This is a genomic window from Kocuria sp. LHG3120 (assembly GCF_049897445.1).
GTDB classification, from domain to species: domain Bacteria; phylum Actinomycetota; class Actinomycetes; order Actinomycetales; family Micrococcaceae; genus Kocuria; species Kocuria rosea.
The window spans coordinates 476,498-489,250 of the sequence record NZ_JAFCWG010000001.1 but is presented as its reverse complement, the minus strand read 5'-3'; the positions used below and the strand labels follow the sequence as shown (position 1 = coordinate 489,250).

6 protein-coding genes and 1 pseudogene are annotated in these 12,753 nt (G+C 76.9%); 5 read left to right on the top strand and 2 right to left on the bottom strand.

Annotation, left to right across the window (positions count from 1 at the left end; genetic code table 11):
• Positions 1–5: 5 nt before the first annotated feature.
• The 3 genes and pseudogenes from ACP7CD_RS02245 to hemL form a co-directional block, all read left to right on the top strand.
• Positions 6–914: pseudogene (locus tag ACP7CD_RS02245) on the top strand (uroporphyrinogen-III synthase); the annotation flags it as partial.
• A gap of 180 nt (positions 915–1,094) precedes the next feature.
• A complete protein-coding gene (hemB, locus tag ACP7CD_RS02240) occupies positions 1,095–2,093 on the top strand; it encodes a porphobilinogen synthase (protein WP_031283009.1) in 999 nt (332 codons plus the stop codon).
• A 52-nt stretch (positions 2,094–2,145) separates the two neighbouring features.
• Entirely contained in the window at positions 2,146–3,462 is a 1,317-nt protein-coding gene (gene hemL / locus ACP7CD_RS02235) for a glutamate-1-semialdehyde 2,1-aminomutase (RefSeq protein WP_017833438.1), read from the top strand.
• 43 nt (positions 3,463–3,505) lie between these two features.
• Here the strand turns inward: hemL and ACP7CD_RS02230 are convergent, their stop codons facing one another.
• On the bottom strand, positions 3,506–4,360 hold the full coding sequence (locus ACP7CD_RS02230) for a 3'-5' exonuclease (RefSeq protein ID WP_095650633.1): 855 nt from the start codon (positions 4,358–4,360) through the stop codon (positions 3,506–3,508).
• Between the two features lie 145 nt (positions 4,361–4,505).
• Here ACP7CD_RS02230 and ACP7CD_RS02225 point away from each other — a divergent pair, with 145 nt between their 5' ends.
• Both ACP7CD_RS02225 and ACP7CD_RS02220 read left to right on the top strand, forming a co-directional pair.
• Positions 4,506–7,940, top strand: coding sequence for an ATP-dependent helicase (locus ACP7CD_RS02225; RefSeq protein WP_017833439.1), 3,435 nt, complete (start codon positions 4,506–4,508; stop codon positions 7,938–7,940).
• Positions 7,941–7,999: 59 nt separating this feature from the next.
• A complete protein-coding gene (locus tag ACP7CD_RS02220) occupies positions 8,000–11,488 on the top strand; it encodes an ATP-dependent helicase (RefSeq protein WP_126346221.1) in 3,489 nt (1,162 codons plus the stop codon).
• On the opposite strand, the gene ACP7CD_RS02215 is transcribed toward ACP7CD_RS02220, so the two are convergent.
• On the bottom strand, positions 11,464–12,657 hold the full coding sequence (locus ACP7CD_RS02215; RefSeq protein WP_172604858.1) for a phosphotransferase: 1,194 nt from the start codon (positions 12,655–12,657) through the stop codon (positions 11,464–11,466). The genes ACP7CD_RS02220 and ACP7CD_RS02215 overlap by 25 nt on opposite strands.
• Positions 12,658–12,753 lie beyond the last annotated feature (96 nt).

The following is a 12,753-nucleotide window of genomic DNA, read 5'->3' as shown; positions in this document are numbered from 1 at the left end:
GACCCGTGCCGCACCCCGGCCCCGCCGACCGCTCCGCCGACCCGGCCGCCGCCCTGCGCGGGGCCAGGGTCGTCGTGACCCGTTCCGCCGACCGGGCCAGGGAGCTCGTGGCGCTGCTGCACGGGCACGGGGCCCGGGTCCGGCTCGCCCCGCTGCTCGAGGCCACCCTCCCCGGGGACACCGGTCCCGTGGCCGCCCTGCTGGACCGGGCGGCGGACCCGGGGGCCGCCGCCGGGTCCTGGCTGGTGGTCACCTCGGTCACCACCGTCCGGGCCCTGCGCGCGGTCGCGGGGGAGCCGTCCGGCACGGCACTCGGCGACCGGTTCGCGGCGGCCCGGCGGGCCGGCCTGCGCGTGGCCGCGGTGGGGGACGCCACGGCCGCGGCCCTCACGGCGGCCGGGCTGCGGCCGGACCTCGTGCCCGGCGCGGTGCACTCGGCCGCCGGGCTGCTCGCCGACTGGCCGCCGGAGCCGGCTCCCGGCACCGTCCTGCTGCCGCTCTCCGCCCGGGCCCGGCCCACCCTCGAGACCGGTCTGACCGCGCGGGGGTACGGGGTGCTGACGGCCACGGCCTACGAGACCGTGCCCTGGCCGGCGCCCGCGCCCCTCGTGCGGCGGGCCGCGGCCCAGGGGGAGGCCGACGGCACGGACGACGACGCGGTCGACGGCACGGACGACGACACGGATCGCGGCGTGGACGGGCGCGTGGCCGAGCTCCACCGGTCCGACCTGCTGCAGGTCCTGGCCGCGGGCGAGGCCGACGCCGTGGTGCTCACGGCGCCGTCCCACCTCGCCGAGCTCGTGCGCGACGACCCCGACGTCCTGGCCGGCACCGTCCTCGTGGCCATCGGCGAGCCGACGAGACGCGCCGCCGCCGAGCGCGGCCTGCCGTCCGTGGCCGCGTCCCTGCCCACCCCGGAGGGGATCCGCGACGCCCTCGCCCGGGCCCTCACCGCACCCGCGGCCTCCCGGGCGGCCGCGGGGGCGCCCGCCCCGACCCCGACGCCGGCGGCTCCGCCGCCGGCCGCACCGACCACACCGATCCCGACGACACCGATCCCTGCGACCGAGGAGACGAACTCCGTGACCCACCGAATTCCCCGCTACGACCTGGTGTCCCGCCCCCGCCGCCTGCGCACCACCCCGGCCGTGCGCCGGCTCGCCGCGCAGACCAGGGTCCATCCGTCCGACCTCATCCTGCCCGTGTTCGTCCGCGAGGGCCTCGCCGAGCCCGCCCCGCTCGGCTCCATGCCGGGGGTCGTCCAGCACTCCATGGACTCGCTCCGGCGCGCCGCCGCCGAGGCCGTGGCCAAGGGCCTCGGCGGGTTCATGATCTTCGGCGTGCCCGCCGAGCGGGACCCCGAGGGCAGCGCCGGGTGCGACCCCGAGGGCATCCTGAACCGGGCGCTGCGCGCCGTGCGCGCCGAGGTCGGCGACGACCTCGTCGTCATGGCCGACCTGTGCCTGGACGAGTTCACCGACCACGGGCACTGCGGCGTCCTGGCCGAGGACGGGACCGTGGACAACGACGCGACCCTGGAGATCTACGGCCGGATGGCCGTGGCCCAGGCCGAGGCGGGCGCCCACGTGCTCGGGCCCTCCGGCATGATGGACGGCCAGGTCGGCGTGATCCGCTCCGCCCTCGACGAGGCCGGGCACCCCGACGTCGCCGTCCTGGCCTACTCCGCGAAGTACTCCTCCGCGTTCTACGGCCCGTTCCGCGAGGCCGTGGACTCCCAGCTGCAGGGCGACCGCCGCAGCTACCAGATGGACCCCGCCAACCGCCGGGAGGCGCTGCACGAGCTGCAGCTGGACCTGGACGAGGGCGCCGACATGGTCATGGTCAAACCGGCCATGAGCTACCTCGACATCCTCCGCGACGTGGCCGAGGTCTCCCCGGTGCCCGTCTCCGCGTACCAGATCTCCGGCGAGTACGCCATGATCGAGGCCGCCGCCGCCAACGGCTGGATCGACCGCCGGGCCGCGATCCAGGAGTCCGTGCTGTCCATCCGCCGCGCGGGCGCCGACTCCGTGCTCACCTACTTCGCCGTCGAGCTCGCGGACTGGTTCCGCGAGGAGAACGGCCTCTCCTGACCCCCACCGTCCCCCGAGCCGGCACCCCCGGCGGAAGGAAGCAGACAAACCCATGAGCGTTTCCCAGGAACTCTTCGACCGCGCGCGCAAGGTCATGCCCGGCGGGGTCAACTCCCCGGTGCGGGCCTTCGCGTCCGTGGGCGGCACCCCGCCCTTCATCACCGCGGCCAAGGGCCCGTACCTCACCGACGTCGACGGCCGCGAGTACGTCGACCTCGTCAGCTCGTGGGGGCCCGCCCTCGTCGGGCACTCCCACCCGGCCGTCATCGAGGCCGTGCACGAGGCCGTGGAGCGCGGCCTGTCCTTCGGGGCCACGACCCGCGGGGAGACCGAGCTGGCCGAGCTCGTGGTCGAGCGGATCGGCGCGATCGACGAGCTGCGCATGGTCTCGACCGGGACCGAGGCGGCCATGACCGCGATCCGCCTGGCGCGCGGCGTGACCGGCCGGGACCTCGTCGTGAAGTTCGCCGGGTGCTACCACGGGCACGTGGACTCCCTGCTGTCCGAGGCGGGCTCCGGCGTGGCGACCCTCGCCCTGCCCGGCTCCGCCGGGGTCACCGCGGCCACCGCGGCCGAGACCCTGGTGCTGCCCTACAACGACCTCGCCGCCGTGGAGGAGGCCTTCGCCGCCCACCCCGGCCGGATCGCCGCCGTCATCACCGAGGGCGCGCCCGCCAACATGGGTGTGGTCACCCCCGGCGAGGGCTTCAACGCGGGCCTGCGCCGGCTCACGCGCGAGCACGGGGCGCTGATGATCTTCGACGAGGTGCTGACCGGGTTCCGCGTGCACGAGGCCGGCTACTGGGGTCTCACCGCCGCGGGCGAGGACGGCTGGGAGCCCGACCTGTTCATGTTCGGGAAGGTCATCGGCGGCGGGCTGCCGGTCGCCGGCGTGGGCGGGCGGGCCGGGGTCATGAACCACCTGGCGCCCCTGGGCCCCGTCTACCAGGCCGGGACCCTGTCCGGGAACCCGGTGGCGATGGCCGCGGGCGCGGCGACCCTGCGCACCGCGGACCGGATCGCCTACCAGACCGTCGACCGGCGCTCGGCGCAGCTGCAGGAGGCGGTGCGCGCGGCGCTGACCGAGGCCGGGGTCGACCACTCCATCCAGTCGGCCGGCAACCTGTTCTCGGTGGCCTTCGGCACCTCCGCCGCCGGCGTGCACGACTACGCGCAGGCCAAGGCGCAGGAGACGTTCCGCTACCCGGCGTTCTTCCACGCGATGCTCGACCAGGGCGTCTACCTGCCCCCGTCGGTGTTCGAGGCGTGGTTCCTCTCCGCCGCGCACGACGACGCCGCGATGGACCGGATCGTCTCCGCCCTGCCGGCCGCGGCGCGCGCGGCCGCCGAGGCCCGGCCGGCCGCCTGACCCCGGCCGCCGGGGCCCGGCCGGCCGCCGTCCCGGGGAGCGCTCAGGCGTCCTCGGGGCGGCGGAGCGGCCACGCGCCGTCGACCACCGCGTCCGGGCGGGTCCGGCGGAAGTACTCCTGGAGGCTCGCGGCCTGCTCGGCCGCCCACCCCACCTGGTCGGCGTGCAGCGCGGCCGCCGGGCGCACCAGCTCCGGGAAGCGGCGGGCCATCAGCACCGCGAGCCGCTCCGTCGCGACCGAGTCCGCCGCCGAGGTGTGCGCCGCGGTGAGCTCGACCCCGTACTCCTCGCACAGCGCCCCGAGGGTGCGCTTGCCGCGCCGGTACCGGTGCACCTGCTTGTTGAGGACGTAGGGGTCCAGCACCGGGAAGGGCTGCGGGACCTCCACCCCGTGGCGCCGGCCCTCGTGGGCGAGGACCGTGAAGTCGTAGGAGGCGTTGAACACCAGCACGGGCGTGCCCGCGGCGAAGAGGCCGGCCAGGACGCCCGCGATCTCCGCGACCACCTCCGCGGCGGGCCGGCCCTCGGCGCGGGCCCGCTCGGTGCTCACCCCGTGCACGGCGGCCGCCTCCTCGGGGATCTCCACCCCCGGGTCCGCCAGCCACTCCCACTCGTCCGTCACGGCGCCGGCGGCGTCGGTGCGCACGACGGACGCCGTGACGATGCGGGCCGTGTGCGGGTCACGGCCGGTCGTCTCGAGGTCGAAGGAGGCGCGCGGACCCTCGGTCCACGCGGGGGACGCCCCCGGGGCGCCCGCGGACCCCTCGAGGTCGAAGAGCACGTCCTGCTCCGCGGCGTCGTCCGGCGCGGGCGGGGCGGGCCTCGGCGCGCGCAGCGGGGCGGCGTCGAACAGGGGCAGCTGGTCGGTGGGGCCGGCGGGGCCTGAGGGCGAGGACATGGCTCCCACCGTACCGGCCCCCTCCGACCCGCCACGGACGCGGCCGCCCCGGCCGACGCCTCCGTGCGCACCGGTCCGGAACCGTCCGGGTACGCACGGACGCGGAGCGCTTAGACCGTCGGAGTCCCGTGATGAGATGAGACCCATGCGGCACACCGAGGACAGCACCCACGCCACGAGCTCCGCCCTGCCCGGGGCGGGGCCGGTGCGCTGGACCCTGGTGCCGCCGCACGGCTCCGCGCCGGAGCGCGCCCCGTGGCGGCCGAACCCCGAGCAGGAGGAGATCGCCGGGCTCCCGGCCGGGTGCGGCCCCCGGCTCGTGCTCGGCGGCCCCGGGACCGGGCGGACCCGGGTGCTCGTGGAGCTGGCGGCCCGCCGGATCGGCGGGGGCCTGGACCCGGACCGGCTGCTCGTGCTCACGCCGTCCCGGCTCTCGGCGGCCCGGCTGCGGGACGACCTCACGGCCGCGGTCTCGGCCACCATGAGCTCCCCGCCCGTGCGGGCCTGGCAGTCCTACGCCTTCGACCTGCTCCGGCGGGCCCAGAACCAGGGACTGCTCCCGGGCGTCGCGCACGGACCCAAGCTGCTGTCCGGCCCGGAGCAGGACGTGCTGATCGGCGAGCTCATGGCCGGGCACGCCGCCGGCTTCGGGGCCCCCGTCGTGTGGCCCCCGGACCTCCGGGAGGCGCTCGCCACCCGCGGCTTCCGGCAGGAGGTGCGCGAGCTCTTCGACCGCATGTCCGAGTACGACCTCGCCCCCGACGACCTCCGCCGCCTCGCCCGGCGCCTGGAGCGCCCGGACTGGGCGGCGGCCGCCACGATGCAGGCCGAGTACCAGGCCGTGCGCCGGCTGCGGATGCCGGAGTCCTACGACCCGGCGGCCCTCGTCACGGAGGCCGCGCGGGTCCTCGAGGAGCAGCCGGAGTTCCTGCGGGCCGAGCAGGAGCGCCTCGACCTCGTGCTCGTCGACGACCTGCACGAGGCGACGCCCTCGATCCACCGGCTGCTCGCCGTGCTGTGCCGGGGACGGGACACCGTGCTGACCGCCTGCACGGACACCGTGGTCCAGGGCTTCCGCGGGGCCCGCCCGGACCTGCTGCGCACCCTCGAGGACCGGCTCGCCGAGCCCGCGCGCCCCCTGCGGCGGCACCCCCTGGGCACGAGCCGGCGGATGCCCGGGGCCGTCGCGGAGGTGTGGCAGCGCGTGGCGGAGCGGATCCCCGCCGTGGCCGGGGCCCGGCACCCCCGCGCCCTCCGGCCCGCCGGGAGCGCCCCGGGCGCTGCGGACACGGGCCACGGCGCGGACACCGCGACCGCGCCGGCCGACGTCGCGGTGGACGGCACCGGAGACCGCGCGGCGCCCGGAGAGGTCACCACGGTGGTGCTCTCCTCGCCGCTGCACGAGGCCCGCTGGATCGCGCACCAGGTCCTGGAGCGCCACCTGGTGCACGGCGTCCCGCTGGCGGACATGGCCGTGGTCGTGCGCAACGGCCGCTACCTGGAGGGGCTCGAGCGCCAGCTCTCCGCCCTCGGGGTGCCCGTCAGCACCTCCGCCGCGGAGACGCCGGTGCGCGACGAGCCCGCGGTGCGCCCGCTGCTGGGTGCCCTGCGCATCGTGACCGAGGCCGCCGCGGCGGCCGCGGACCGCGAGGAGGACGCGCACTTCGGCGCCCTCACGGTCCAGGCGGCCGTCGACCTGCTCTCCTCGCGGATCGGCAACGCCTCCCCGATGGACGTCCGCCGGCTCCGCCAGCGGCTCCGGGCGGAGGAGCTCGCCGCGGGGGGTCGGCGCACCAGCGACGACCTGCTCGTGGAGGCCCTCGTGGCCCCCGGGGCGCTCGACGCCGCCGGCGTGCGCTCCGTGCCGGCCCGCCGGATCGCCCGGATGCTCGCGGCCGGGACCCGTGCCCTCCGGGAGGAGGGCGCCACGGCCGAGACCGTCCTGTGGGCGCTGTGGGAGGCGGCCGGGGTCGCCGAGTCCTGGCGGCGCCGGGCACTGGAGGGCGGCCCGGCGGGGGAGCGGGCCGACCGCGACCTCGACGCCGTGGTGGGCCTGTTCGAGTCCGCCGAGCGTTACGTGGACCACCTTCCCGGGGCCGGCCCCGCCCAGTTCCTGGACTACATCGACAACCAGGAGCTGCCCATGGACACCCTGGCCGCCCGCGCCCCGACCGACGAGACGGTCGAGATCATGACGCCCGCCACCGCCGCGGGCCGGCAGTGGCCGGTGGTCTTCGTCGCCGGCGTGCAGGAGGGCGTGTGGCCCAACACCCGCCTGCGCGGGCAGCTGCTCGGCGCGGACCTGCTCACGGACGCGCTCGACCTCGGCGTCGACCAGGCCGCGCGGGTCACCCCGGTCACCCGCATGCGCGAGGTCCGCCACGACGAGCTGCGCTCCTTCTCCGCCGCCGTCTCCCGCAGCTGCGGCACGCTCGTGGTCACGGCGGCCTCCGGCGAGGACGAGCAGCCCTCGGAGTTCCTCGACCTCGTCGACCCCCCGGGCTCGCGGCCCGGGGACGGCGCCCGGGCCGTGGTGGACGCCCCCCGGCCCATGACCCTGCGCGCCCTCGTGGCCGAGCTGCGGCAGTGGGTCCAGCTGCACGAGGAGGACCCCGTGCGCTCGGAGGCCGCGGCCCGGCTGCTCCACCGCATCTCCTCCTCCCCGCGCCCGGTGCCCGGCGCCCACCCCGACACCTGGTGGGGCGCCGCGGAGCTCTCCAGCACGGCGCCCGTCTTCGACGACGGGGTCCCCGTGCCCGTCTCCCCGTCCCGGATCGAGACCATCCACCGGTCCCCGCTCGACTGGTTCGTGGCCGCCTCGCGGGCCGAGGCCGCGACCGACCTCAGCCGCAGCCTCGGCTCACTCGTGCACGCCATCGCCGAGGAGCTGCCGGAGGCGTCGGGCACCGAGCTCGTCGCCGAGCTCGAGCGCCGCTGGCCCACGCTGGGGCTGCCGGAGACCTGGGAGTCCGCGGTCCAGCTCGAACGGGCCCGGCAGATGCTGCGCAAGTTCGCCCAGTACGTCCTGGACGCCCGCAGCAAGCACGGCCGCCGGCTGGCCTCCGTGGAGGGGGCGTTCAGCGTGCTCGTCCAGGGGCGGGCGCGCGACGCCCTGCTCCGGGGCCGCGTGGACCGCCTGGAGCTCGACGAGCAGGGCCGCTACGTCGTCGTCGACCTCAAGACCGGCCGGAACCAGCCCGCCGGGGCGAAGATCGCCGAGCACCCGCAGCTCGCGGCCTACCAGGTGGCGCTCACGGCGGGAGCGGGCACAGCCATGGTCGCGGGTCAGGACGAGACCGTCCTCGAGCTGCCCGGCGGCACCGTGACGGAGCTCTCCGGCGGCGCCCTGCTCGTCCAGCTCGGCACCCGGGCCAAGTCCCCCTCCGTGCAGCAGCAGGACCCCCTCGACCCGGACGCCACGTGGGCGCGGGACCTGATCACCCGGGCCGCGGAGCTCGTGGCCGGGGAACGGTTCACCGCCCGCCACGACCAGGCCGAGGGCGCCTTCAACGGGCACGGGTGCAAGCTGCCGCAGATCTGCCCGCTGTGCGCCGAGGGGCGGCAGGTGAGCGAACCGTGAGGACCGTTCGGACGGATCCCGGCCCCGTCCCACCCGGACAGCAGGAGACGACAGCGCCCATGGCCGACGCCCCCGACGACCGCACCCGGCTCGACGCCGCCGAGCACCCCTACGGCGGCGTCGAGCCCCGGTACAGTCCCGAGGAGCTGGCCGAGCTGCTCGGCGGCAACCTCCCCACGGCCCAGCAGTCGGCCGTGATCTCGGCCCCGCTCACCCCCCGGCTGGTGGTCGCGGGCGCGGGCTCGGGCAAGACCGCGACCATGGTCGACCGGGTGGTCTGGCTCGTGGCCAACGGGGTCGTCGCCCCGGACCAGGTCCTCGGCGTGACCTTCACCCGCAAGGCCGCCGGCGAGCTGGGGGAGCGCATGCGCTCCCGGCTCGCCCGGCTGCGCGCCCAGGGGCTCGTCGCTCCGGCCCACGCCGAGGAGGACGACCTCCCGGCCGCTCCCCAGGACCCCACGGTCAGCACCTACCACTCCTACGCCAACACGCTCGTGCGCAACTACGGGCTGCGGATCGGGGTCGAGCCGGACACCACGCTGCTGGGCCAGGCCCGGACGTGGCAGCTCGCCGCGCAGACCGTGGAGGCCTGGACCGGGGAGCTGCTCGAGACCATGCCCGCGAAGTCGACCATGGTCGCCGCCGTCCTCGACCTCGCCTCGGCGTGCGCGGAGCACCTCGTGGACCCGGCGGACGTGGAGCGCTTCGCGGCCGAGCTGCTCGGCGCGCTGGCCACGACACCGCCGGGGCGCCGGAAGAAGACCCTGGGCGCCCAGCTGAAGAAGGTCGAGGACAACCAGCGCACCGCGTGGGTCCTCGCCGAGCTCGTGGCCGACTTCGCCCGGCGCAAGCGCGAGGCCCAGGCCATGGACTTCGGCGACCTCCTCTCCGCCGCCGCCCGGCTCGCGGAGCAGGACCCGGCAGCCCGCCGGACCGAGCGGGAGCGACACCGGGTGGTGCTGCTCGACGAGTTCCAGGACACCTCGCACGCCCAGCTGCGGCTCTTCGCCGCGCTCTTCGGGCAGGGGCACTCCGTGATGGCCGTGGGCGACCCCCAGCAGTCGATCTACGGCTTCCGCGGGGCCTCCTCCGGGCAGCTCTTCGGCTTCTACGACTCCTTCCCGGTCGCGCCCGGCCAGGACGGGGAGCCCAGCTTCCTCACCACGGCGTGGCGCAACGATGCGAGCATCCTGGACGTCGCCAACACCATCGCCGCGCCCCTGCGGACCCTGCCGGCGTGGGCGCGCAGCACGTCCTCCCTCGCCGTCCCCGAGCTCACCCCGCGTCCCGGGGCGGGCACCGGCCGGGTGCGGATCAGCCGGTACGCGACCGACGTCGAGGAGGCCGTCGCGCTCGCGGAGCGCGTCCGGGAGCGCCGGGAGCAGCACCGCGGCGACCCGGAGGAGCAGATGCCCACCATGGCGGTGCTCTGCCGCAAGCGCTCCCAGATCGAGCCCGTGCGCCGGGAGCTCGCCGCCCGCGGCATCCCCTACGAGGTCGTGGGCCTGGGCGGGCTGCTCAGCACGCCGGAGGTCTCCGACGTCGTCGCGACCCTCCGGGTGCTGGACGACCCCGGCCGCTCGGACGCGCTCGTGCGGCTGCTCGCGGGGGCCCGCTGGCGGATCGGGACCCGGGACCTCATGGCCCTCGCCGACTGGGCGTCCCACCTGGAACGCCGCCGCACGGAGGCCGCGCAGGCGGGCCGGGCCGAGGACCTCGAGAGCCCGGTCACCGCGGAGGAGGCCCAGGAGGACGCCCTCGTCGAGCCCGACCTCTCCGACCACGCGTCGCTGATCGAGGCCCTCGAGACCCTCCCGTGGCCGGGCTGGACGTCCGCGCACGCCCGCACCCTGTCCGAGACCGCGCGGGAGCGCCTGATCCGGCTGCGGACGGAGCTGGACCACCTGCGCTCCTTCCTCTCCGACGACCTGCCGAGCCTGCTGCACGAGGTGGAGACGGTGCTCGGCCTCGACGTCGAGGTCGCCGCGCACCCCCACCGCCCCGTCCACCAGGCGCGGCGCAACCTGGACGCGTTCCACGAGGCCGCGCAGTCCTTCACCGCGTTCTCCGCGAGCAGCGACGTCTCGGCGTTCCTCGCGTGGCTCGACGTCACCCTGGCGGAGGAGAACGGGCTCGAGCCCGGCCCCGACCGCACGCGGCACGACGCCGTCCAGCTCGTCACGGTCCACGCCTCCAAGGGCCTCGAGTGGGACCACGTCTACGTCCCGGGACTCAACGCCGGGAACTTCCCGACCGACCGGCCCTCCCGCTGGACCCTCGACACCGGGACCCTGGCCTGGCCGCTGCGCGGTGACGCCCGGTTCCTGCCGCAGTGGGCCGTGGACACGAGCGACCTCAAGGCCCTCGAGGAGTCCCACACGGAGTTCCTGGAGCTCGCCGCCCAGCACGCCGAGGACGAGGAGCGCCGTCTCGCCTACGTGGCCGTGACCCGGGCCCGCGAGGTCCTGGAACTGTCCTGCACCGTGTTCCGGGGCACGGCCGCGAAGGGCCAGGAGCCCTCCGTGTTCGTCGCGGAGCTGGCACCGCTCACCGAGGGCCCCGAGCCGTCCGTCCGCCCGGGCCCCTGGGCCGAGGTCCCGGAGGGGGCCCGCAACCCGGCCGCCGCCACCGTGCTGAGCGCCCCCTGGCCGTACGACCCGCTGGAGGGCCCCGAGGTCACCGAGACCGTGACGGACGAGTACGGGCACAGCGCCGTGCGCGTGAGCCCGCCCCCGCACCGGGGCCGCCGGGCCGTGCTCGAGCGGGCCGCCCGCGCGGTGCGGGAGCGCGGCTTCGAGGACACCGCGGACCTCGACGTCGAGGACCTGCTCGGCGTCGCGGAGCGGGACGGGCTCGCGCCGGACCCGCGCCGGTGGTCCGAGGAGGCGAAGATCCTGCTCGCCCGGCACGAGGACGGCCGGGCCGAGCGGACCGTCCCCATGCCGTCCCACGTCTCGGCCTCGACCCTGGTGGCGCTCGCGCGCGATCCGCTCGAGGTCGTGTCGGGCCTGCGCCGGCCCATGCCGCGCCGGCCCGGCACCGCGGCGCGGCGCGGCACCACCTTCCACGCCTGGATCGAGCAGTACTACGGCAGCTCCGCGATCTTCGACGTCGGGGAGCTGCCCGGGACCGCCGACGACTACGTCGACGCGGCCTACGACCTCCCCGAGCTCGCGGCGACGTTCCGCTCCAGCCCGTGGGCCGACCGCCAGCCGTACGCCGTGGAGTTCCCTCTCGAGACCCCGATCGCCGGGGTCACGGTCCGCGGCCGGGTGGACGCCGTCTTCCGCAACGGCGACGGCACGTGGGAACTGGTCGACTGGAAGACCGGGCGGGCACCCTCCGGCCGGGAGCTGCAGGAGCGGTCGGCGCAGCTGGCCGTGTACCGGCTCGCGTGGTCCCGGCTGCGGGCCGTCCCGCTCGAGGAGGTCACCGCCGCGTTCTACTACGTGGCCGAGGACCGGGTCGTCCGTCCGCACGACCTGTCCGGGGCCGAGGAGCTCGAGGCGGTGGTCCGGGAGGCCTACGACGTGGTGCTGCGCCCCTGAGCGGGGCCGCCGCCCGGTCCCGTCGGCGGCGTCCGGCCGGAGGGGGCCTCTGGGCCGCCGGCCGGGGCGGGATCCTCCGGGGCGGTGTCCCCGGGCGCGCGGTCCGGGGCCGCGTCCTGGGAGGCGTCGTCCTGCCCCGGGGCCGCCGGCGCGGTCTCCGGGGCGGCCGCGACCGGCTCGGGGCGCCGGGCGACGTCCTGCTCGAGCGTGGCGAGCATCTGCTCCGCGTCGGCCACCAGGTCCTGCGCGCCGCGGTCCACGCCGCGCACGAGCCACTGTGCCAGGGCGAGCTCGGCGTCCAGCCGGGCCCGGTCCAGCAGGTGCGGGTCCGGTGCCCCGTCGGGCGCCTGGAAGGACGTGCGGCGGCAGGCCGCGGCGTAGGCCTCGAGCACCCCCTCGGCGAGGCGGGCGTCGCGCGCCGCGAAGAGCCACGCGAAGTCCTCGGCGGGATCCCCCACGTGCAGGTCGGTCCACCCGGTCACCCCGCGCACCCGTCCGCGGGAGATCACGAGGTCGTCCTCCTGCAGGTCGCCGTGGACCACGCGCGGCCGGAACCGCCACACGGCACGGTCCTCCAGGACCTGCTCCCACCGGTGCAGCAGCGCGGCCGGCACGCGCCGCGTGTCGGCGGCCCGGCGCAGCTCCGTGCGGCGCCGCTGCCGGCACTGCTCGGCGGTGTAGCCGGGCAGATCGGCGTCCAGGACCAGCGCGGTCGGCAGGGCGTGGATCGCTGCCAGGAGCCGCCCGAGCTGCACGGTGAGCGTCGGGGGCGGCTCGGCGCTCGGCACGTGCCGGTGGTGCTCGGGGTCCGGCTCGGCGGCCATGCGGGCGAGCGCGTCGATGTCCAGCGGGGCGCCCTCGATGTGGGAGTGCACGAAGGCGTGCAGGTCCCCGTGCGCCACGGAGCCGGCGGCGGTGGGGACCAGGAACGGGAGACGCGACCGGACGGCGGGGGTGAAGGAGCGGAGCACGAGGTGCTCGGTCTCCAGACGGACGCTCGCCTCGGGGCTCAGCGGGGAACGCACCCGCCAGCGCCGGCCGGAGGCGTCGAGGACCACGGCGGAGCGGAAGTCGGCGTCGTCGTCGGGGGAGGGCCCCACGGCCACGGGTGCGAGTCCGGGGACGCCTGCGGCGGCGACGGCGGCCAGGTGCTCGAGGGACGTGCTCACGCCGTCCACCCTACAAGAGGCCCGGCCCTGCAAGAGGTCCGGCGGCCGTCCCCGTCCCCACCCGCCGGACCCGTGGTCCGCCCGGGTCGCTACAGT

Excerpts from the sequence above, each read along its gene's own strand:
- ACP7CD_RS02225 (WP_017833439.1), top strand. The coding sequence starts at position 4,506 with ATGCGGCACACCGAGGACAGCACCCACGCCACGAGCTCCGCCCTGCCC.
- ACP7CD_RS02230 (WP_095650633.1), bottom strand. The coding sequence starts at position 4,360 with ATGTCCTCGCCCTCAGGCCCCGCCGGCCCCACCGACCAGCTGCCCCTG.
- ACP7CD_RS02220 (WP_126346221.1), top strand. The coding sequence starts at position 8,000 with ATGGCCGACGCCCCCGACGACCGCACCCGGCTCGACGCCGCCGAGCAC.
- hemL (WP_017833438.1), top strand. The coding sequence starts at position 2,146 with ATGAGCGTTTCCCAGGAACTCTTCGACCGCGCGCGCAAGGTCATGCCC.